Origin of the sequence: Pseudomonas siliginis (genome assembly GCF_019145195.1) — a bacterium.
Classification (GTDB): Bacteria; Pseudomonadota; Gammaproteobacteria; order Pseudomonadales; family Pseudomonadaceae; genus Aquipseudomonas; species Aquipseudomonas siliginis.
This window is the reverse complement of the sequence record NZ_JAHSTW010000006.1, coordinates 256,217-277,383: the sequence shown is the minus strand read 5'-3', so window position 1 is coordinate 277,383 and position 21,167 is coordinate 256,217. Positions and strand designations below refer to the sequence as shown.

Annotated in this window: 16 protein-coding genes; 12 read left to right on the top strand and 4 right to left on the bottom strand. The window is 60.7% G+C overall.

What is annotated here, in order from left to right; translation table 11 throughout:
• Positions 1-35: 35 nt before the first annotated feature.
• Genes KVG87_RS14275 through KVG87_RS14265 form a run of 3 tightly spaced genes read right to left on the bottom strand, consistent with a single transcriptional unit; the run spans position 36 to position 2,371 of the window.
• Positions 36-686, bottom strand: a complete 651-nt coding sequence (locus KVG87_RS14275; protein WP_217851240.1) for a hypothetical protein — start codon at positions 684-686, stop codon at positions 36-38.
• A gap of 52 nt (positions 687-738) precedes the next feature.
• Positions 739-1,776 (bottom strand): hypothetical protein, encoded by a 1,038-nt coding sequence (locus tag KVG87_RS14270; protein WP_217851238.1) that lies wholly within the window; start codon positions 1,774-1,776, stop codon positions 739-741.
• Entirely contained in the window at positions 1,700-2,371 is a 672-nt protein-coding gene (locus KVG87_RS14265; protein WP_217851236.1) for a hypothetical protein, read from the bottom strand. Before KVG87_RS14265 ends, KVG87_RS14270 begins: the two co-directional genes overlap by 77 nt.
• 225 nt (positions 2,372-2,596) lie before the next feature.
• On the opposite strand from KVG87_RS14265, the gene cbiE reads away from it, so the two are divergent.
• The 8 genes from cbiE (at position 2,597) to KVG87_RS14225 (ending at position 10,914) form a co-directional block, all read left to right on the top strand.
• Complete coding sequence (gene cbiE / locus KVG87_RS14260; RefSeq protein ID WP_076565509.1) at positions 2,597-3,808, top strand: precorrin-6y C5,15-methyltransferase (decarboxylating) subunit CbiE; 1,212 nt, start codon at positions 2,597-2,599, stop codon at positions 3,806-3,808.
• On the top strand, positions 3,801-4,898 hold the full coding sequence (locus KVG87_RS14255) for a cobalt-precorrin-5B (C(1))-methyltransferase (RefSeq protein ID WP_217851234.1): 1,098 nt from the start codon (positions 3,801-3,803) through the stop codon (positions 4,896-4,898). The genes cbiE and KVG87_RS14255 overlap by 8 nt, the downstream gene beginning before the upstream one ends.
• Positions 4,895-5,611 carry a cobalt-precorrin-6A reductase gene (locus KVG87_RS14250; protein WP_217851232.1) on the top strand — a complete coding sequence of 239 codons (717 nt, stop codon included), beginning with the start codon at positions 4,895-4,897 and terminating at the stop codon, positions 5,609-5,611. The genes KVG87_RS14255 and KVG87_RS14250 overlap by 4 nt, the downstream gene beginning before the upstream one ends.
• 185 nt (positions 5,612-5,796) lie before the next feature.
• A complete protein-coding gene (locus tag KVG87_RS14245; RefSeq protein WP_024011410.1) occupies positions 5,797-6,195 on the top strand; it encodes a DUF2946 domain-containing protein in 399 nt (132 codons plus the stop codon).
• A gap of 48 nt (positions 6,196-6,243) precedes the next feature.
• Positions 6,244-6,723 (top strand): copper chaperone PCu(A)C, encoded by a 480-nt coding sequence (locus KVG87_RS14240; RefSeq protein WP_217851230.1) that lies wholly within the window; start codon positions 6,244-6,246, stop codon positions 6,721-6,723.
• Positions 6,724-6,744: 21 nt separating this feature from the next.
• A complete protein-coding gene (locus KVG87_RS14235) occupies positions 6,745-7,191 on the top strand; it encodes a DUF2946 domain-containing protein (protein WP_217851228.1) in 447 nt (148 codons plus the stop codon).
• Between the two features lie 84 nt (positions 7,192-7,275).
• The gene (locus KVG87_RS14230) at positions 7,276-9,396 is read left to right on the top strand and encodes a TonB-dependent copper receptor (protein WP_217851226.1); all 2,121 of its coding nucleotides are present in this window, start codon (positions 7,276-7,278) and stop codon (positions 9,394-9,396) included.
• Positions 9,397-9,540: 144 nt separating this feature from the next.
• Positions 9,541-10,914: a PepSY-associated TM helix domain-containing protein gene (locus tag KVG87_RS14225; protein ID WP_217851224.1), complete on the top strand. Its 1,374-nt coding sequence runs from the start codon at positions 9,541-9,543 to the stop codon at positions 10,912-10,914.
• A 51-nt stretch (positions 10,915-10,965) separates the two neighbouring features.
• Here KVG87_RS14225 and KVG87_RS14220 read toward each other — a convergent pair whose 3' ends face one another.
• The gene (locus KVG87_RS14220; RefSeq protein WP_217851222.1) at positions 10,966-15,834 is read right to left on the bottom strand and encodes a DUF4329 domain-containing protein; all 4,869 of its coding nucleotides are present in this window, start codon (positions 15,832-15,834) and stop codon (positions 10,966-10,968) included.
• 300 nt (positions 15,835-16,134) lie between these two features.
• Between KVG87_RS14220 and urtA the strand changes: the two genes are divergently transcribed.
• The 4 genes from urtA to urtD all read left to right on the top strand — a co-directional run bounded on the left by urtA (position 16,135) and on the right by urtD (position 21,085).
• Positions 16,135-17,400: an urea ABC transporter substrate-binding protein gene (urtA, locus tag KVG87_RS14215; protein WP_016771886.1), complete on the top strand. Its 1,266-nt coding sequence runs from the start codon at positions 16,135-16,137 to the stop codon at positions 17,398-17,400.
• Positions 17,401-17,637: 237 nt separating this feature from the next.
• Entirely contained in the window at positions 17,638-19,140 is a 1,503-nt protein-coding gene (gene urtB, locus KVG87_RS14210) for an urea ABC transporter permease subunit UrtB (protein WP_217851220.1), read from the top strand.
• Positions 19,140-20,219 carry an urea ABC transporter permease subunit UrtC gene (gene urtC / locus KVG87_RS14205; protein ID WP_056787639.1) on the top strand — a complete coding sequence of 360 codons (1,080 nt, stop codon included), beginning with the start codon at positions 19,140-19,142 and terminating at the stop codon, positions 20,217-20,219. Before urtB ends, urtC begins: the two co-directional genes overlap by 1 nt.
• Positions 20,216-21,085 (top strand): urea ABC transporter ATP-binding protein UrtD, encoded by an 870-nt coding sequence (gene urtD / locus KVG87_RS14200; protein ID WP_370695112.1) that lies wholly within the window; start codon positions 20,216-20,218, stop codon positions 21,083-21,085. Before urtC ends, urtD begins: the two co-directional genes overlap by 4 nt.
• Positions 21,086-21,167: the final 82 nt, after the last annotated feature.

Here is a 21,167-nt window from a genome sequence, read left to right as displayed (position 1 = left end):
GCAGGCAGGCTTCAGTTGTTGCCTCTGCCGCGCTCTCAGGTCAGGGCGATAATCTGCTTTTCGCGCCGCTCACCCAATAACGCAATAATCCTGGCTCTCGAGAAACAGTAATCATCGGCATCTATAAGAGCCCTGTAGCAATCAACAGCAAGGTTGCCCACTATCTGATCAGCATTGAAGCGTCGCTCAAGCACATTGCCCGGAACAGGCTCTTTGACGGCAAACGAAATGACGACCATCGTAATCGTTGATTCCGCAGATACGCTGCCAAGCATGAAGCGAATCGACTTGCCCTCTTGCAGAATATTTCGCTGAAGCAACTCAAGGGCAGCACCGTTGCTCTCCAGTTGCGAGGTCAGATTGGCAATCACCTGTTGGTTCAAAACTGCCGGCGCCCAACCTTGCAAGAGTTCTTGAGTCAACTCCAGCAAAGTAAAAGTATCGGGCGTAGTGACAGGCGCGCTGATAACCGGATCGTCAAAAAACAAAGCACCGGTGACCTTCAAAGCCGATTTATTGGCATCATTCCATGCCTCGTATTCAACAGCATCGGGAACTTTATGCGAGGCGACCGTTTGTGAATAAAGCAGCGCATCGAGACTGTCATCAATGTCAGATGCCGACAGCTCTTTACTCACCAGCACTAATGCCCCTGCGCATACGAAAATCTTCGAAATCGCGAACATTTGCATCTCCCACAAAAAAACCAGAGGCTTGCGCCTCTGGCATTGATTACTTTCAGACCGACTGGCCAAATTCGTAGCTGAGCGCTTTCTCACGCTGCTCAGTCAGAGCCTTGACAATCAACGGTTCAACCATTGCATAGTCTTCCTCATCCATATACATCGTGGCACCGGCGTTATAAATCTCCACAGCAGATGTTGCCCATTCTACAAACAGTACTTTGGTAGGTTGAGCCGAAGCCAGATATTGCACAGCAGCGATTGCCAACGTGATACCGCCCTCATCATCCTGCGAAGCCGCACTCATGCAAAAGTTGCCACCTTCGGCTTTCTTCGAGTTGTTCTCGAACAGCGTCAGGGCCTGTGGTTCATTTTTCAGCGCATCCATGGTCGCATCTGCCACAGAGGACAATACTTTAAGGGCTGCCTGGCCCTGCCCGACCGCAGCACCAACAGCGGTATGCAGAACAGACAGGACAACATTGTCCATGGTCAGCTTTTGCGAAGTAGCGGTATATCGATTATAAGGCTGGCTGAAAGCAAACCAGCCAGCCAGTTTCATCAATCGCATAAACTCGTTATAGCGCTGTTCTTTTTGGTTGGCCGCCGGATATTTGAGCAAGGCAACCAGATCGGCATACATGTAGGTGTTTTTAACGATTCGCTTGCTGCGCTTGGACATGCTTGCATCAAAGCCTGCAATACCCGAGCCCATGATTGCAGCATTCAGTTCATCTTTATCAATCGGCAAGCTACTGCCAACACTTGCCGAACGCGAGCGCAGCACTGGCTGCGCAGCGATAAACTCATTGGTTTGTGCAATCAAACTAAACCGCTCAACAGCGGAGACTACATCTTTATTCAGCTCAGTCATAAATGGATTCCTTTCTTGATTAAAACACCGACTTGGTGTGGAAAACAAACTAACCACAGCACCGAAGTTAATCAAATCGAAAATCCATGCATTTAATTTCAGACCATCATACAAACCAGCAAACAAAGCTCTCCAACTAACATCAAGCGCCCTGAGCCAACTCAATTTCACGCGTGCGCATATCAAGTACTGCAGCAGCCAACTGAAGCCGATTTTCATTTATCGCGGCAGACCTGATCAAAAAGCGCCTGGAGCGGATATCAAGCTCCGAACCCGTATGCTGAATAGTCCAGAACAAATAGGTAGAGGACCACTTCGCATCAAGCAAGCGAACATTACTGACGACAATCTCCAACTCCCTATTGAAATTGTACTGAGCAGGAGAAAAACGAAAATCGCTCCATTCCCGAGCGCTGCCTCTAAATACGTCTATGGCGTCCGAATGTGTCTCAAGCATATGGAACGCCTCCTTCATTAGCCCGACTTTCTCCCGACTTAGTTGTTGCGACAAGGATCGCGCCCAGACTTCCAGCGCATTGCCGGTAAAGTTCTTGTCAACATGGATTACCGGAGCTTGCTCAAGGCTCCAGCCGACAGACCAGAGCACCCCAGAATAATATTCGAACCAAGCAGCTGGCTCACTGTTTCTGTTATGACGCAAATCGGCTCTGTATTCTGCCCAGCGCATACTGTCTTTGACGAATCGTTTGTCTTCCGCAGTCAACCCGGAAAAGTAGGACAACAGATTATTCCCCATCACCGTCGCACTGCCTTGGTTGGGCAGTGCTGAGATACTGTTCAAAACATCGCTCATTTCAATTATCCATTCGATTATTCAATTTACTAAAAAAGCACCTTCCGGATAGCCACTAGCACTTCCAGCGGAACGCCAATTCAATACTTGCGAAGAACTCGAAAAATCACAAAAGACAATGTAAACATTCAATGTCGGCGCTCCTCAAAAAAGGACAGCAGCCAGTTATCGATTGTCGCGTTATCATGTCGCCCGCTTCGCTGGACGCAGGATCTGGAGTATGAAATGGGCGATTGGCTGACCGTTGTGGGTATTGGTGAAGACGGCTTCAAAGGCCTGGGCAAGAACGCCCGGCGTGCTCTGATGGGCGCTTCGCGGATCGTCGGCGGCCAGCGTCAGCTGGATCTGCTGCCGCCGTGCATCGGCGGCGAGCGGCAATTGTGGCCGAGTCCTTTTTCCCTCGCGCCGGTGCTCGAGTCGCGTGGCGAGCCGGTCTGCGTGCTGGCCAGCGGTGATCCGATGTTTTACGGCGTCGGTGCCAGTCTGGCGCGTCAGGTGCCGAGCGCCGAGATGGCGATCATCCCCGCCCCTTCGTCCTGCGCACTGGCGGCGGCGCGCCTGGGCTGGCCGTTGCAGGAGGTGACGATTGTGTCGCTGGTGGCGCGTCCGTTGGCGGCGCTCAATGCGCATCTGTTCAGCGGCGTGCGTCTGTTGTTGCTGAGCAATGACGGCAGCAGCCCGGCTGCCGTTGCGCAATTGCTCTGCGAACGTGGTTTCGGCCCAAGTCGCATGACTGTTCTGGAGCATTTGGGCGGCGACGCCGAACGGCGTATCGAGCGCCGCGCCAGTGACTGGGAAAATGCGCCGATTGCCGATCTCAACGTTATCGCTGTCGAGTGTCTGGCCGAACCCGGTGTTACCGGCCTGTCGCGCCTCGCTGGTCTGCCCGATTCGGCGTTCCGTCACGACGGCCAGCTGACCAAGCGCGACGTGCGCGCCATCACCCTCGCCCGCCTGGCGCCGAAGCCCGGCGAACTGCTCTGGGATGTCGGCGCCGGCAGCGGCTCGATCGGCATCGAGTGGATGCGTGCGCACCCGAGCTGTCGTGCCATGGCGGTCGAGGCCGACGAGGGCCGTCAGCAATTGATCGAACACAACCGCGATGCGCTGGGCGTACCCGGCCTGCAACTGATTCGTGGCAAGGCGCCGCAAGCGCTCAATGGCCTTGAACGTCCGGAAGCGATTTTCATCGGCGGCGGCGTCACCCGTGAGGGTGTATTCGAGACCTGCTGGGAACAGCTCAAGCCCGGCGGCCGATTGGTGGCCAACGCCGTGACCCTGCAAAGCGAAGTCACCCTGATGCACTGGCGCGAACAATACGGCGGTGAGCTGACGCGCATCCATGTCGCCCAGGCGCAGCCGCTCGGCGAGTTCGACACCTGGCGTCAGGCCTTGCCGATCACCCTGCTGGAACTGGTCAAACCCATCGATGCGTGACGAAACCGCCGAACAACCCGCGCCCCTGCGCAGCGGCCTCACCACCGGCAGCTGCGCCACCGCCACCAGCCTCGCCGCCGCGCGCCTGTTGCTCACCGGCATCAGCGCCGACGCGGTGCAGATCACGCTGCCCAAGGGCAAACAGGTGCAGATGCGCCTGGAGTTCTGTCGCCTGAGCGAGGGCGGCGCCGAGGCCGGTACGATCAAGGATGCCGGAGATGACCCTGACGTCACTCACGGCGCCCTGCTCTATTCACAGGTGCGACTGTCTGCCGAACCGGGAATCCACTTCAACGCCGGTGTCGGCGTCGGCACGGTGACCCGACCCGGTCTGGTATTGGCCGTCGGCGAGCCGGCGATCAATCCGGTGCCGCGCAAAATGATCAGCGATCACCTGGCCTTGCTCGCCGCCGAAACCGGTTACGGCGGCGGCTTCGAAGTCACAGTCAATGTCGAGGGCGGCGCAGAACTGGCGCTGAAAACCATGAATCCACGGCTGGGCATTCTTGGCGGCCTGTCGATCCTCGGTACCAGCGGCATCGTCCGACCGTTTTCCTGCGCCGCCTACATCGCCTCGATCCATCAGGGCATCGACGTGGCGAAAACCAACGGTTATCTGCACATCGCCGCGTGCACCGGCAACGCCAGCGAAGACACCATGCGCCGGGTCTATGACCTGCCGGAAATCGCCTTGATCGAAATGGGTGACTTTGTCGGCGCGGTGCTCAAGCATCTGCGCAAAGTACCTGTGGATAAACTCAGCCTGTGCGGCGGCTTCGGCAAGATCAGCAAACTTGCCGCCGGGCATATGGATCTGCACTCACGGCATTCGAGCATCGACTTGCCGCAACTGGCCGAGTGGGCGGCGGCGATTGGCGCGGATGCGGCATTGCAACAAGGCATTCGCGAAGCCAATACCAGCCAACAAGCCCTGGCCATGGCCAGTGCGGCGGGCATTGCTTTGGGGGATGAGGTTTGTCGCCATGCGTTGAATTTCGCTCGCAGCGTAGTGCCGGCGCAGGTGCAGGTCGAGGTGTTTGCCATTGATCGTCAAGGCGGGATTGTCGGGCATGCCGGAGGTTTTGTATGAAGCGGATCCTGTTGCTCGGCGGCGTGACTGAAGCGCTGGCGATTGCCCGCACGTTGGGGCCGCAACATATTTACAGCCTCGCTGGCGTTGGCCGGGTGCCGAGCGATTTGCGCTGCCAGGTTCGGGTCGGCGGCTATGGCGGCGCGGAGGGACTGGCGCAGTTCATCGCAAATGAAGGTGTCGATCTGCTGCTCGACGCCACGCACCCGTACGCCGCACAAATCAGCGCCAACGCCGCCCGCGCAGCACAGCTCGCCGGCATTCCCTGCTGGGCCTTGCGCCGCCCCGCCTGGCAGCCGCAAGCAGGCGATGACTGGCGCGAGGTCAGTGACTGGGCCGAACTGATCACAGCCCTCGAACCGTTTCACCGCCCGCTGTTCACCCTCGGCCGCGAACCGCTGCAACACCTCGACGAAATCCCGGCACACCAGTTCTGGACCCTGCGCGCCCTCGACGTCTATCCCGGCAACCCGCGCTGCGAAGTGATCGGCGCACGCGGGCCGTTTTTGCTGGACGACGAGCGCGCGCTGTTCGAGCGCAGGCAGATCGATGTGCTGATCAGCAAGAACAGCGGCAGCAGCGCCACCGAGCCGAAGCTCGAAGTGGCGCGCGAGCGTGGCGTGCCGGTGCTGGTGTTGAAGCGGCCGGGGTTGCCGGGGGTTGATCGGGAATTTGGATCTGTCGGCGACATCCTCTCAGCCCTCTCCCGCTGAATCGGCACAGCCCTTTGTGGGAGCGGGCTTGCCCGCGAAGGCGTCAGATCTGGCACTGCAAATTCAAGTAGCTACACTCCTTTAACAGCTCACTGCGACACCAAACCGCACGACGCTTTTTTACTTATCGGCCCTGATCAGGCTAAATGGGCCGCGCCTGATCGCCCACCCAACGGACCTGTCCCATGAACCGACGCCGGTTAGCATTTGCCTGGATCGCCTGCTTTGCAGTGCTGTTCAACATGCTCGCCATGCCGCTGAGCGGGGCGATGGCGCAGGCGGCCAGTTCACCGGCCGAGCAGATACTGTGGAGCAGTTTCTGCACCGGCAGCGGCATGAAGATGGTGGCGATCGACATCGGTGCCACGGATCAGAAGGCCCCGCAAAACGACAACCATTCGAACATGCAGCACTGCTGGTGTTGCTCAGGCGGGGCGCCATTGCTGGCGCTGCCGGGGCATTCGCCGCAGCTGTATTTCGCGCAATTTGAAAGCAACCGCAGCGTTGCGCCCGTCTCCCTGCAAACCCCGACGCCGCGCCAGCAATGGCCGAGTCTCAATCCCCGTGCCTCCCCTCTGGTCTGATTGGTTCGCGCCCTGAATCCGCGTTTCAAATCGTTCTGGAGAACTGCCATGTTGAAGAAACTCTTCGTCCTAGCTGCGCTGCTTTTGCCGGCGTGCTTCGCCCATGCCCACGAATACAAGGTGGGTGCGCTGGAAATCGCCCATCCGTGGTCGCAGGAACTGCCGCCGAATGCGCCGACCGTCGCCGCCTACTTCATCATTCACAACACCGGCAAAAGCGCCGATCGCCTGCTCAGCGTCGACTCGCCCATCGCTGCACAAGCGCAGTTGCACGAGCACGTCATGCAGGGCGATCTGATGAAGATGCAGCAAGTGCCAAGCGTGCAAATCCCCGCCGGCGGCACCGTGACCTTCGCGCCGATGGCTTATCACGTGATGCTGCTCAACCCGAGCGATCGCAGTCTGCTCAGCGACGGCAAGCGCTTCCCGATGACCCTGCATTTCGAAAAAGCAGGTGACGTCAGCGTTGAAGTTGCCGTGCAGAAGAAAGCGCCGGAATCCGCCCAGGGCCACGTGCACGCTCAGTAACCGTTTCGGCTGACTTCGCCCATGCGTCCGTTGCGCGCCAGGCCCGTCCCGCATCACCGTCAGACTCAAGCGCTGACGCGTGGCAGCTGGATCGCCCTGTTCGCCATGTTGATGATCTTCATCGGTCCACTGATTTCTCAGTCGATGCCGATGGATCAAAACGCCTCGACGTCGATGCCAATGAGCATGGACATGTCGATGGACATGCCCGGCATGGATCACAGCGGCCATGACGCCCAGCCTGCTGCCGAGCATTGCCCGCCGCAATCTTCGCATCACGTGCTGTGGGAAAAATGCGGCTATTGCAGCCTGCTGTTCAATTGCCCGGCACTGACCGGCGGCGGCGATTTCGTCGCTTTCAACATCCCGCCACCCAACACCTTCACCCCACCCTCGCCGCGTCTGGGCCATGCCCGCCAACCCTTCTTCCCCGGCGCCCGCACCCGCGCCCCGCCCATCGCCGCGTAAACACACACCTCTGATTGCACACGGTTGAGAAGACAGCTCCACGCTGCCGACCGTGGTGTTTACGACTGTTCGATGGAAATTGTCATGTCCAGGTTTACTGCTGTCCCCTGCGCGGAATCTGCCCGCGCGCACTTTGCCCTGAACGAATGGCCGATTCGTTGCAGGCACGCTATTGCCGTCCTTTGCGGCGTACTGCTGACTCCGCTGGCGCTGGCCGACGATCACGCTGGCCACGAAAATGAACTGAGCCCGACGGTGATCACTGCCGTCGCCACAAGCTCGCCACTGACGATCGTCACCAACCCCAAGGATCCGCGCCAACCGGTGCCGGCCAGTGACGGCGGCGATTACCTGAAGACCATTCCCGGCTTCGCTCTGGTGCGCAATGGCGGCACCAATGGCGATCCGGTGCTGCGCGGCATGTTCGGTTCGCGGCTGAACATCCTCACCAACGGCAGCATGATGCTCGGCGCTTGCCCTGGCCGGATGGACGCGCCGACTTCGTACATATCGCCGGAAACCTACGACAAGCTCACGGTGATCAAAGGTCCGCAGACTGTCCTGTGGGGGCCGGGCGCATCGGCCGGTACGGTGCTGTTCGACCGAGAACCGGAGAACTTCGGCGAACTCGGCACGCGCGTCAACGCCAGCATCCTGGCCGGCTCGCATGGGCGTTTCGACAAGGTTGTCGACGCCGCTGCCGGCGGCCCTCTGGGCTACGTGCGAGTCATCGGCAACACCGCGCATTCGGATGATTACCGCGATGGCAACAACGACCTCGTCGCCTCGCGCTACGACAAGTGGAACGGCGATGTCGCACTGGGCTGGACGCCGGATGCCGACACTCTGATCGAACTCACCGCCGGCAAGGGCGATGGCGAGGCACGGTATGCCGGGCGCGGGATGGACGGTTCGCAATTCCTGCGTGAAAGCCTCGGCCTGCGATTCGAGAAATCCAACATCAGCGAGGTGCTGGAAAAACTCGAGGCACAGGTCTACTACAACTACGCCGACCATGTGATGGATAACTACACCCTGCGCACGCCGTCCGGCACCGGCATGATGGCGGGACCGATGGCGTCAAACGTCGACCGTCGTACCCTCGGTGCACGGATCAAAGCAACCTGGCGCTGGGTTGATGTTCAGCTGATCACCGGCCTCGACGCACAGACCAACGAGCACCGTCAGCGCAGCTCAATGGGCATCGATACCTACAAGGACCTGCCGTACAGCAAGGACGCCGATTTCCACAATTACGGCGTGTTCAGCGAAATGACCTGGTACGCCGCCGAGCGTGATCGCTTGATCACTGGCGCACGGGTGGATCGCGCCTCGGCCAAGGATTACCGGCAGACCACCGGGTCGGGGATGATGTCCCGCCCCAACCCGACCGCCGACGACACCCGCGCCGACACCCTGCCCAGCGGCTTCATCCGTTACGAGCATGACCTCGCCGACAGCCCGACCACGCTCTATGCAGGCCTCGGCCACGCGCAACGCTTCCCGGATTACTGGGAGTTGTTTTCGCCCAAGTCCGGCCCGGCAGGATCGGTCAATGCGTTCGACTCGATCAAACCGGAAAAGACCACGCAGTTCGACTTCGGCGTGAACTACAAGAGCGCCGACCTCGAAGCCTGGGCCTCGGGTTACATCGGTGTGGTACGCGATTACATCCTGTTCGACTACACGCCGGGAATGATGGGCATGAGCACTTCACGCGCGGAGAACATCGACGCGCGGATCATGGGTGGCGAACTCGGAGCTGCCTACAACCTGACCGACAACTGGAAAGCCGATGCGACCCTGGCCTACGCCTGGGGCAAGAACAGCAGTGACGGCTCGGCATTACCGCAGATGCCGCCGCTGGATGCGCGCTTCGGCCTGACCTACAGCGAGGCCAAGTGGAGCGCCGGCGCATTGTGGCGAGTGGTCGCCGCGCAGCACCGCATCGACGCGAACAAGGGCAACGTGGTCGGCAAGGACTACGCCCAGAGCTCGGGCTTCGGCGTGTTCTCGCTCAACGGCGCGTACCGCATCAACCAGCACTGGAAGGTCAGCAGCGGCGTCGACAACCTGTTCGGCAAAGCCTACGCCGAACACCTGAATCTGGCCGGCAATGCCGGGTTCGGCTATCCGGCCAACGACCCGCAAGCGCTCAATGAACCGGGGCGCACGCTCTGGACCGAAGTGGATATGAGTTTCTGACACCCACCCATGTGGGAGCGAGCCTGCTCGCGAAGACGGCGCCACGGTCGGCATTGATATCGACTGAACAACCGCTTCGCGAGCAGGCTCGCTCCCACAGGTAAACAGACAACGAAAAGAACCAAGCCAAGCGGAGCACACGTGATGCAAAAGCCTCAACCCAATTTCTACAACCTGGCCTGGCGCTGGCATTTCTATGCCGGGCTGTTCGTCGCGCCGTTCATGGTGATGCTGGCCCTGACCGGGATCATTTATCTGTTCAAACCGCAGCTCGATTCGATGATGTACAGCAGCCTGCTCGAAGTACCGGCCGGGCACCACACGGTGCCGGCCGATGACTTGCTGCAACGGGTGAAAAGCGCTTACCCACAAGGCCAGGTCACCCAGTACCTGCCGCCGGTGAATGCCGAACGCAGCGCGCAATTCGTGGTGAAAAACGCCGGTCACGAACTCAACGTATTCGTCGATCCGTATCACGGTGACATTCTCGGCGAGCAGGATGCCAAGCAAAACCTGCAAGCCATCGCCCGTGCGATCCACGGCGAATTGATGATCGGCACGGTCGGCGATCGCCTGATCGAAATGGCCGCCGGGTGGGGCGTGGTGCTGGTGGTCTCGGGGCTGTTTCTGTGGTGGCCGCGCGGTCAGGCGGCGGGGATTCTATGGCCGCGCCTGAGCAGTCGCGGTCGAGTGTTGTGGCGCGACCTGCATGCGGTCACCGGGTTCTGGGGCGCGACATTGTTGCTGGTGATGTTGCTCAGTGGCATGACCTGGACCGGTTTCTGGGGCAAGCAATACGCGCAAGTGTGGAATGTGTTTCCGGCAGCGATGTGGGACAACGTACCGACCTCCGACATCGAGGCACGCAGCCTCAACAGCGCCACCCGCCAGACCGTGCCATGGGCGATGGAAAATACGCCGATGCCGATGTCCGGCGACCACGCCGAACACATGAATCACGGCAATGCCCATGCCGGCCCCGCAGCACCCGCGATCAGCCTGCAGGACGTGCAGAACATCGCCAGTGAACGCAAGGTTGAACCGGGCTACAGCATCACCCTGCCGACCACCGCCACCGGCGTGTTCACCATTGCCGTGTTCGCCGATGACCCGCGCAACGACGCCACCCTGCACGTCGATCAGTACACCGGCAAAGTCCTCGCCGATGTCCGCTTCGAGCACTACGGCACCGTCGCGCGCGCCACGGAAATTGGCGTGATGCTGCACGAAGGCAAGATGTTCGGCACCTTCAACCAGATTGTCGTGCTGCTGATCTGCCTGATGATTCTGCTCAGCGCCGTCAGCGGCGTGGTGATCTGGTGGAAGCGTCGGCCTGAAGGCAAATTCGGTGTGCCGCCGCTGCGCCATGACCTGCCGAAGTGGAAAACCGGCGTGGCGATCATGCTGGTGCTGGCGGTGGTGTTTCCACTGGTGGGGGCGTCGCTGGTGGTGGTCTGGTTGCTCGACCGGTTTCTCGTGCCCCGACTTGGCCAGCGCGCCGCGCAGGTGCAGCGTTGATGTGACGGGCGCGGGCCGTTTCGGCGGCCCGCGCCTGTTCATTCATTTCATTTACAACTCGTCGCGCAAGCGCACGGTTCCGGGTGTCGTGGACTGCTGACGACGGCTTCGCCAGGTAGTGTTCATGCGGCCGGTCTGGCGCCAGTAATAACCGCCGATCAGCACCCGAAACTCACCCAGCGCCATAAGCCGCGAAAGAAACTCTCCAGGGCTCAGCAGGCTGATCCAGCGTCCGCCCTCGAAAGTGGCTGAGCGGGTCAGCAACAGATCTCTTTCCGCCCTTGAATACACAGGTGTGTACTTGAGCAGCACATCGTGCGGCGTTGAATAGTAGTAGTGCAGGATATGCAGGCCTTTTTCCGTGGGTGCATGGGTGTGCGCATGCACCAGCGAAGGCGCAGCGTAATTGGCATAGACCTGATCCACGTCCGCCGCCAGCGTGGTGTTGCCCGAGACATGCAATTGATGGGTGGCCATCACCGAGTAACCCTCGGGATAACGCGGCGCCGGATCGCGCCAACTGACAGCAGGATCTGCAGCGGTACGCAGTATGCGCAACAGCGGATTGTCCTCGTTGGCCAGATACACGATCGGCTCAAGCGGAACGAATCGAAGGCTGGACGGGTTCGCCAGAATCGCACTCTCATAACCGGTGCCTATTACCGCCTGGCCGGCTACCCGCCCATGAACATGGCAGGCGGCATCATCGGGATGATGAAAGACAGGTCCCAGCGCTGGCGCCGGATGCTCGCGCCAGCGTTGCTCACTGGACACCTCGGTCAGCCGTGGCTGCCAGTGTTCATCCACCTGACCATGCCGCGACCAGTATTCACTGGTTTCAATTACCTCAAGTCGGCCGGCATGAGCCATCCGTTGGACATAGTCGACAAATCTGAACGTACCGCTGGCAATGCCCCGCTCATCGACCGCCGCTTCCACCTTCGACACAAAGGCATTGGGGCGCAGTTGCACCTGCCCGAACTGATCGTAGAAAGTGCCGGGCTCGAATGCATGCAGTTGCAATTTCAACAACGCGCCATCGGCGCAGGAGAAGTAGATCGGCCGGTAACCCTGGGGCGTGTTGGCCCAGGCGCAGGCTGCCTGGACATCGTTGGGCAGCAGAAAAAAGTGCCGTACGTCGTCCGGCCGCGCGCCCAGCGGTGGCAGCGCTGCTCGCAAGTAAATGGCGTTCAGACTGAAACCTGACGGCAGCTTGTCCTGCTCGAAAACCCGATCCAGCGCCAACCCCGAACGCTGCACCGCAACTGGCAGAGTGGACACGAACAGGCCCTCGGGGCCGTTCAAGAGGTAACCGAAGGTCTGCGTCCCCCTGCTCAAGGAGAGTTGATGAGCGTAACGCGCGGCAGCGTCTGCCTGGATGAACAGCGGGCTGCAGACCGGGCTGCTCAACGCCTTGTCACAATCTGCGGCCGGCAACAGATCCCCGGAATAAGGTGCCCACTGGACTATCTGGCGCGGTTGCCCCCAGATTGCGCTTGCGGCGACCACCCACAGACGTCCGGCCCTGGCCAGATCGTTCACCCATTCGACGGGTTTCAATTGCCGATCGCGCAGGCGCTGTCTTATCGCTTTTGCATCGACGACGGACAGCCGCTCGCCCTGATCAAGCAGTTGCGAAAGCAGTTCGGCTTGCGGCCGATAGCCAATCACCGCGCCATCCGGACAGAACAGGTACTCATCCCGTGGGGCGGGTGTATAGCGAACCAGCGAACCGTCCGCCGCCACCCGGTATTCCTCTTTGATGCCGCGTTTGTCGAACGCCGACTCCAGCACCTCGACCGAAAACACGTTCTGGTACACCTGCCTTTGCACAGGCGCCAAGACCAACGATACCTCTTGGGCAACGCGCGATCGGTATCGCGCTGCGATGCGACAACCCGCAGGAAACAATCCGGCTGCGCGACTTTCCTCAGGGCAGATATCGGTGAAATCGAAATCCTCATGGCTGACTTCAACGGGCACTGTGGCAACGTAGCGCTTGTCGACCGTCTCCAGAATCAGCCCGCCATGCACCCTGTCGGTCACCAGAGGCACGAGTGTCCTGGCGTGGACGGCCGCGTCGTCAGCCGTCAGAAAAACCGGACCGAGCCGGCGCCGTTCGAGATTTGCGTACGGTTGCCAAGTGGCTGGCACCAGCCCCGCTCGGTCCCAGCACAGACCGGTGCGCATGACGGACAGCTCGCCGCTGCTGGCGACCTCATGGATAAAGTCGGTCGGTCGGCGGACTCCAGCGGCCAGATCGCTTTTGATCTGTTCAAGCGTGCGCTCTGACGAGGCGTCATGAAACAGTTTGCTGGACTTGCTCCACACATATTTGAGCAAAGCACCATCGCGCACGGCGAGATAAAGCGCTGCGGGAACGTCCGGCACCATGACCGGGCGCCGGCCGCCGTAATACATCGAGGCTGTCAGGTGGTCCGGCGAAATGAAGTAATGCGCCAGCCAGTCATCCGGGCTTTTCGTCGGATCACCGGCTCGGTGCGATGCGTAGAAATTGCCGTGCAGTTCAAAGCCCTCGGGCAACGCATGCCAGGGCTCAGAGGGCAGGTCGGCGAATACCGCATCGAGCCTGAACAGATTTTTGCCTTGATCACTGACGGGCACCAGCTCGGTAGCCACATACTCTGGCCGGTTCTTGTGCCTGAGAATAAAGCCGAAGTAAGCGCGCGCTTCGCCCTGTGGACGAAAGTCCCCCATGCATCGATCCCGTGCAGCCTCATCCGCCGAGGGAAAAATCGCGCCGAATGCCACGCCTTCCAAGCGTTTCCAGGGCAACGGCAACGTCAGCGGCGGCAACGGGACTTGCGGCTGCGGGAGTGGCGTGGGTTTGGGCAGGATCGGCTTGTCTCTGTCCGGCTGGGGATACAGAAGCGGCGGCAGTTGCACCACCGGCAACTGCGGCACGGGCAAAGGCGCGGGCGTGGTGCGCAGCGACCAGGCGGGCGGCACCCGCCCGCGATAGCCCCACAATTCATTATCGATCAGAACCGTTAAACGTCCGGCCGCTGCCTGTTCACGAATGAAGTCCTGCGGGCGTTTACGGCCGCTGTCCAACTCCAGCGCCAGGGTGCCAGGATGCTGGCGCGTGCCCAGGCGCCGGGCCAATTCCGCGGAGCCCGCAGATCCGTTGACCTCATACCTGACGAGACTGTCCGGCGCCGCGCTGACATACAAGGCAATCTCGTCGAGCAGGACTTGCCTGACCTCCGCCACACTCAACATCTGCAAGCTCACAGCCGCTTCCTGATACGCCCAGCCAAAAAGCTCTGCATCCACCGGCAAAAGTTGTGACAGCGCCGTGTGTGAGACGTAACGGGCGTGCAGCGCATGGTCGTCGGGAAAGACCGGACGCCCATGATTGTCCATCGGATAAAGCCTGCCCTGACTGAGCGTGTCGATATCTCCCGGCAACGGTTCGGTCACCACGAAACGCTTGTCGCTGCGCTGAAAAACATACCCGGCGTACGGTTTGTCACGGCGCAGGCCGGCGAGTTCATGGGCATGACGAGCGGCATCATCGGCGCACAGAAAAGCGCCGCTCAATCGCGGCCAGGGGAAGTTCGCGAAGGGTTGCCATTGCAGATCCACCGGCCCCAGATGCGCCCACAGCGCACTGCCGCGCACGACCTCCAGGGTGCCAGCCAGTACCAGCATCGAGACAAATGCGCGGGTATCCAGTGTGCCGGCCAACAGCCTTGCCTGCACTCCATTGTCACCGACCGTGCCGTCCGACTGCGTAACGCTCAGTGCCGCTTCGATCGAATCGCCGCTGAAGCGGTACTTCAACATCGCATGATCCTGCGCCCGCATGTACAGCGACAACGCATGTCCCGCTTTCGCCAGATGTTTGCTGCGGGCATTCGCTTCGATAGCGACGGCGATCTCTCGGGGCGTGAAGAAGTTCTCGTAGAGCCACGGCTGAGCGGGCGGAAACTGTGCAGGGTCGGGCCGCGAGGCGAAGTAAAAGCCCTCCAGCAAATAACCCCTGGGCAGCTGCAATTGCCCCTGGGCATCAACCGGAAATAGTCGCTCAGGATCCCATGCCGCCAGTCCGGCCGGGCGCGCATGGGTGGCGACATACTCCTCGCCGGTCAGTTTTTTCAAGATCAGGCCTGTCGTCTGCGCGCCTCTTGATTTCAAGGCGGCAAGCACGGCGCGTTCGGCATTGACGCATACACGGGTCATCAGCGGCAGTTCGGTGACCGCACCCGCGGAGAACGACGCGCCGACCTTCCAGTCCGCGGGTACGCGCCCCACCGAGTAGCCCCAGTCGGCATTCGAAACAATGACTTTGAGCTCACCCACGGTCGCCAGCCTGTTGATCACCGCCATCACGTCATAGGCCCCAGCCGGATGGCCCGACGGCCCGCCGGACTGCTGCCAGAGGAAGTAGTCGCGTTCCTCGGGCGAGCCGCTCGAGACGTATTTGAGCAAGCTGCCATCCGGGCCTGAAAGGTAAGCGCTGCGGAAAAAATCCCGCGCCGACACATCGCCAATGAAGTCGCCGCCTGAATAGAAGCTCATGAACAGCCTGAGCAGGGTTTCATCCTGACGCCGATTGCCATTGCGGAACTGGTCATGTATCGGCGGATGGCTGTGTACGCTGGCGATACATCGGTAGCCCAAGGGATGGAGCATGCCGCCAAGGGCATCGGTCTGCACAATCGTGCCGAAGTCGAAGTGGGTGGCTTCACCTGCGATGGGAGAGGTGGCGAGGAATTTCCCGTCCGGTCGCAGCAGGACCACGCTGCCGTACTCTTTGTCCGGGTTGAGTGGAATTCGTGTGTGCACCCAATAGGCGGCGTCTTCTTCAGTCAGAAAAGCCGGGCTCAGTGGGGGCAGCTTGAACGTTGCTGAAGAACTGGCGGTACGACCGGATCGGCCTGAGACATGACTCATAAAAACCTGCGCTGAGAATCGGATGAGCAACTGAGTGTGGCCCTTCGGTTTTCTCGAGCTGTGGTACAGGGTTATCGCTTTTGTATCCGCATCTGAGCGCCAGCGGGCGCCCCAATCTGGCGCAACTCCACGCACCATCGCCCACCTGCCGTCCCCTCCTGGTGCACGCATTCAGCGCGCAAGCGCTCTGGCACGACATTTTCTTGCCTGAACGCGACCGGGCACAGCCTTTGCAAAACACACCTTCAGTCGTCCGCATCTGCCAACCAGAAAAAATCGAATGTTCATGGAGATCGCACAATGAAGCGTCGCAGTTTGATCAAGGCTTTCACACTCACGGCATCCATTGCCGCGATGGGCATGACCTGGACTGTCCAGGCCGCCGAGACCATCAAGGTCGGGATTCTGCATTCGTTGTCCGGGACCATGGCGATCTCCGAAACGTCGCTCAAGGACATGGCGCTGATGACCATCGACGAAATCAACGCCAAGGGCGGCGTGAACGGCAAGATGCTTGAACCTGTCGTCGTTGACCCTGCATCGAACTGGCCGCTGTTCGCCGAAAAAGGCCGGCAGCTGCTGACCCAGGACAAGGTCGCGGTGGTGTTCGGCTGCTGGACCTCGGTATCGCGTAAATCGGTATTGCCGGTGTTCGAAGAGCTCAACGGTCTGCTGTTCTACCCGGTGCAGTACGAGGGCGAAGAGATGTCGCCGAACGTCTTCTACACCGGCGCCGCGCCGAACCAGCAAGCGATCCCCGCCGTTGAATACCTGATGAGCGAAGAAGGCGGCAGCGCCAAGCGCTACTTCCTGCTCGGCACCGACTACGTCTACCCGCGCACCACCAACAAGATCCTGCGCGCGTTCCTGCACTCCAAAGGCGTGGCCGACAAGGACATCGAAGAGGTCTACACGCCGTTCGGGCACAGCGATTACCAGACCATCGTTGCCAACATCAAAAAATTCTCCGCCGGTGGCAAGACTGCCGTCATCTCCACCGTCAACGGCGACTCCAACGTGCCGTTCTACAAAGAGCTGGCCAACCAGGGCCTGAAGGCTACCGATGTACCGGTGGTGGCGTTCTCGGTCGGCGAAGAAGAACTGCGCGGCATCGACACCAAACCGCTGGTGGGCAACCTCGCGGCGTGGAACTACTTCGAGTCGGTGGAGAACCCTGCGAACAAGAAATTCGTCGCGGACTGGAAAGCCTACGCGAAGAAACACAACCTGCCGGGCGCCGATAAAGCCGTGACCAACGACCCGATGGAAGCCACCTACGTCGGTATCCACATGTGGGCGCAGGCGGTCGAGAAAGCCAAATCAACTGACGTCGACAAGGTGCGTGAAGCGCTGGCCGGGCAGACGTTTGCTGCGCCATCGGGCTACACCCTGACCATGGACAAGACCAATCACCACCTGCACAAGCCAGTGATGATCGGCGAAATCCAGAGCGACGGGCAGTTCAACGTCGTGTGGCAGACCGAAGGCCCGATCCGCGCGCAACCGTGGAGCCCGTACATTCAGGGCAACGACAAGAAGCCGGATTATGCGGTGAAGAGCAACTGAGTCACCGGATGTCAGTCTCGCGCCTGGCGTGAGGCTGATGCAATTCCCTGTGGGAGCGAGCCTTTGTGGTGAGGGGATTTATCCCCGATGGGTTGCGAAGCAGCCCCAAAGCCATCAGTCGCGGTGTATCAGATCGATCGCGTCGACCGATATCACGACTGCTTCGCAGCCGAACGGGGATAAATCCCCTCGCCACAAAGGCTCGCTCCCACAATGTCCGCGTCAAGGCGACTGACTATGCCCACTGCCCTTTACCGATTTATCTGTGCCATTGCACTGCTTTTGCCACTCCTGGCCCACGCCGGCGACGCCGAAGACTTTGTCGCGGCCAACCCGATGCAACAGGCCAAACTGCTGGAAGCCTGGGCCGCGCAGCCCGATCCGGCGCGTATTGAATTGCTCAACGCCTTGCAACAAGGCGAGCTGACGATCGACGGCCAAGTGAAAACCCTGCGCCTGAACAATCGCCTGCGGGGTCTGATCGACACCGCAATGGCCAGCCATCAATTGCTCGCCGCTGACAGCAAGATCCGTCTGAGCGCCGCGCAGCAATTGCAGAAAAGCGCGAAACCCGCGCAGCTGAAATTTCTCGACCGGCAACTCGCTGGGGAAAAAGATCAAAGCGTGCATGCCGCCCTGAGCCTGGCGCTGGCCAATCTGCAACTGGTCGACAGCGACCCGGCGGTGCGCCTTGCAGCGGTGCGGTTGCTCGGTGAAACCGGCGACCCGCTGGCACGCACGCGCCTTGAAGGTCTGCTCGAACCGGGCGTGGAAAGCGATGCCGGGGTGCGCACCGCCGCCGAAACCAGCCTCGCTCAGGTCAAACGCAAACTGCTGATCGGCGAAGTGCTCGGCCAGGCGTTCAGCGGCATGTCGCTGGGCTCGATTCTGCTGCTCGCCGCCCTCGGTCTGGCGATCACCTTCGGCCTGCTCGGGGTGATCAACATGGCCCACGGCGAGATGCTGATGCTCGGTGCCTACTCGACCTACGTCGTGCAGTTGATGTTCCAGCGCTACGCGCCGCAGGCCATCGAGTTCTATCCGCTGATTGCGCTGCCAGTGGCGTTTTTCGTCACTGCCGCCATCGGCATGGCGCTGGAGCGTACGGTCATCCGCCATCTCTATGGGCGGCCGCTGGAAACCCTGCTCGCGACCTGGGGCATCAGCCTGATGCTGATTCAGCTTGTTCGTCTGGTGTTCGGCGCGCAGAACGTTGAAGTGGCCAACCCGGCGTGGCTGTCCGGCGGCATCCAAGTGCTGCCCAATCTGGTGCTGCCGTACAACCGCATCGTCATCATCGCTTTCGCATTGTTCGTGGTGGTGCTGACCTGGCTGCTGCTGAACAAGACCCGCCTCGGCCTCAACGTCCGCGCCGTCACTCAGAACCGCAACATGGCCGCCTGCTGCGGCGTGCCGACCGGGCGCGTCGACATGCTCGCCTTCGGCCTCGGTTCGGGCATCGCCGGCTTGGGCGGCGTGGCGCTGAGCCAGATCGGCAACGTCGGTCCCGACCTTGGCCAGAGCTACATCATCGACTCGTTCCTGGTGGTGGTGCTCGGCGGCGTCGGCCAACTGGCCGGTAGCGTGCTCGCCGCATTTGGCTTAGGCATCGCCAACAAGATTCTCGAACCGCAGATCGGTGCGGTGCTCGGCAAGATCCTGATCCTCGCGCTGATCATTCTGTTCATTCAGAAACGTCCGCAAGGCCTCTTCGCACTGAAAGGACGGGTGATCGACTGATGAACCAGCCTCTGTTAGTCACGGCCACACAAAAGGCCGGGCCAAAAGTCACGCTCGCGGTCGGCGGGGTGATCCTCGCGCTGCTGATCGTTCTGCCGCTGCTCTCGTTGTTGTCGCCAGACAATGCCCTGCACGTCTCGGCCTACACGCTGACCCTGGTCGGCAAAATCCTCTGCTACGCCATCGTCGCCCTGGCGCTGGATCTGGTTTGGGGCTATGCCGGCCTGCTGTCGCTGGGCCACGGCCTGTTCTTCGCCCTCGGCGGGTACGCGATGGGCATGTACCTGATGCGCCAGGCGGCCGGCGATGGCTTGCCAGCGTTCATGACTTTCCTGTCGTGGAGCGAATTGCCGTGGTACTGGACCGGCACCAGCAGCTTCCTCTGGGCCATGTGTCTGGTGGTGCTGGCGCCGGGATTGCTGGCGCTGGTGTTCGGCTTCTTCGCCTTCCGTTCGCGGATCAAGGGCGTGTATTTCTCGATCATGACTCAGGCCCTGACCTTCGCCGGCATGCTCCTGTTTTTCCGCAACGAGACCGGTTTCGGTGGCAACAACGGCTTCACCAATTTCCGCACGATCCTCGGCTTCGGCATCACCGAACCGGGCACCCGCGCGGTGCTGTTTCTGGCCACGGTGTTGCTGCTGGTGGCGAGCCTGTTCATCGGCTGGCGCCTGGCGCAAAGCAAGTTCGGTCGGGTGCTGACGGCGTTGCGCGATGCGGAAAACCGTTTGATGTTTTGCGGCTACGACCCGCGCGGTTTCAAGCTGTTCGTCTGGGTGCTGAGTGCGGTGCTGTGCGGTCTGGCCGGAGCGCTTTATGTGCCGCAGGTCGGCATCATCAACCCCAGCGAAATGTCGCCGACCAACTCGATCGAAGCGGCGGTGTGGGTCGCCCTTGGCGGGCGCGGCACGCTGATCGGGCCGCTGCTCGGTGCCGGCGTGGTCAACGGCATGAAGAGCTGGTTCACCGTGGCCTTCCCGGAATACTGGCTGTTCTTCCTCGGCGCGCTGTTCATCGTCGTGACGTTGTACCTGCCCAAGGGCGTGATCGGTCTGCTGAAGAAACGAGGTGAACAATGAGAGTCACAGCGAGTGCTGAATTCATGCTGGAGCCGGCGTTTTTCCCCGTGGAACCGAACAAGGACGAAGGCACCAGCCGCGACTCGATCGGCCTCGGCCAGCGCGTCGGCCCGGGCCTCGATACGCGTCACGGCACGATCCTGACTTTGGAAGACATCAGCGTCAGCTTCGACGGCTTCCGTGCGCTGAACAATCTCAACCTGTACATCGGCGTCGGCGAACTGCGCTGCATCATCGGCCCCAACGGCGCGGGCAAGACCACGCTGATGGACGTGATCACCGGCAAGACCCGGCCCAGCCACGGCAAGGCCTGGTTCGGCGAAACCCTGGACCTGACGCAGATGAGCGAAGTGCAGATTGCCCAGTCCGGCATCGGCCGCAAGTTTCAGAAGCCAACGGTGTTCGAAGCCTTGAGCGTGTTCGAAAACCTTGAGCTGGCGCAGAAGACCGACAAGTCGGTGTGGGCCAGTTTGCGTGCACGCCTGAGCGGCGAACAGAAGGACCGCATCAGCGAAGTGCTCGAGACGATTCGCCTGACCACCTCGGTCAATCGCCAGGCCGGCCTACTGTCCCACGGCCAGAAGCAGTTCCTCGAGATCGGCATGCTGCTGATGCAGGACCCACAACTGCTCCTGCTCGACGAACCGGTGGCGGGCATGACCGACGCCGAAACCGAGTTCACTGCCGAGCTGTTCAAATCGCTGGCGGGCAAGCATTCGTTGATGGTGGTCGAGCACGACATGGGCTTTGTCGGCTCGATTGCCGACCACGTCACCGTGCTGCACCAGGGCAGCGTGCTGGCCGAGGGCTCGCTTGAGCAAGTGCAGGACAACGAGCGGGTGATCGAGGTCTACCTCGGCCGCTGAAGACCTAGATCGTTCCCACGCTCTGCGTGGGAATGCCGCCATGGACGCTCTGCGTCCGCCGTTATGTGACGCGGAGCGTCAC

Coding starts and splice junctions, on each gene's coding strand:
- KVG87_RS14275 (WP_217851240.1), bottom strand. CDS start 686: ATGTTCGCGATTTCGAAGATTTTCGTATGCGCAGGGGCATTAGTGCTG.
- KVG87_RS14270 (WP_217851238.1), bottom strand. CDS start 1,776: ATGAAAATCGGCTTCAGTTGGCTGCTGCAGTACTTGATATGCGCACGC.
- KVG87_RS14265 (WP_217851236.1), bottom strand. CDS start 2,371: ATGAGCGATGTTTTGAACAGTATCTCAGCACTGCCCAACCAAGGCAGT.
- cbiE (WP_076565509.1), top strand. CDS start 2,597: ATGGGCGATTGGCTGACCGTTGTGGGTATTGGTGAAGACGGCTTCAAA.
- KVG87_RS14255 (WP_217851234.1), top strand. CDS start 3,801: ATGCGTGACGAAACCGCCGAACAACCCGCGCCCCTGCGCAGCGGCCTC.
- KVG87_RS14250 (WP_217851232.1), top strand. CDS start 4,895: ATGAAGCGGATCCTGTTGCTCGGCGGCGTGACTGAAGCGCTGGCGATT.
- KVG87_RS14245 (WP_024011410.1), top strand. CDS start 5,797: ATGAACCGACGCCGGTTAGCATTTGCCTGGATCGCCTGCTTTGCAGTG.
- KVG87_RS14240 (WP_217851230.1), top strand. CDS start 6,244: ATGTTGAAGAAACTCTTCGTCCTAGCTGCGCTGCTTTTGCCGGCGTGC.
- KVG87_RS14235 (WP_217851228.1), top strand. CDS start 6,745: ATGCGTCCGTTGCGCGCCAGGCCCGTCCCGCATCACCGTCAGACTCAA.
- KVG87_RS14230 (WP_217851226.1), top strand. CDS start 7,276: ATGTCCAGGTTTACTGCTGTCCCCTGCGCGGAATCTGCCCGCGCGCAC.
- KVG87_RS14225 (WP_217851224.1), top strand. CDS start 9,541: ATGCAAAAGCCTCAACCCAATTTCTACAACCTGGCCTGGCGCTGGCAT.
- KVG87_RS14220 (WP_217851222.1), bottom strand. CDS start 15,834: ATGAGTCATGTCTCAGGCCGATCCGGTCGTACCGCCAGTTCTTCAGCA.
- urtA (WP_016771886.1), top strand. CDS start 16,135: ATGAAGCGTCGCAGTTTGATCAAGGCTTTCACACTCACGGCATCCATT.
- urtB (WP_217851220.1), top strand. CDS start 17,638: ATGCCCACTGCCCTTTACCGATTTATCTGTGCCATTGCACTGCTTTTG.
- urtC (WP_056787639.1), top strand. CDS start 19,140: ATGAACCAGCCTCTGTTAGTCACGGCCACACAAAAGGCCGGGCCAAAA.
- urtD (WP_370695112.1), top strand. CDS start 20,216: ATGAGAGTCACAGCGAGTGCTGAATTCATGCTGGAGCCGGCGTTTTTC.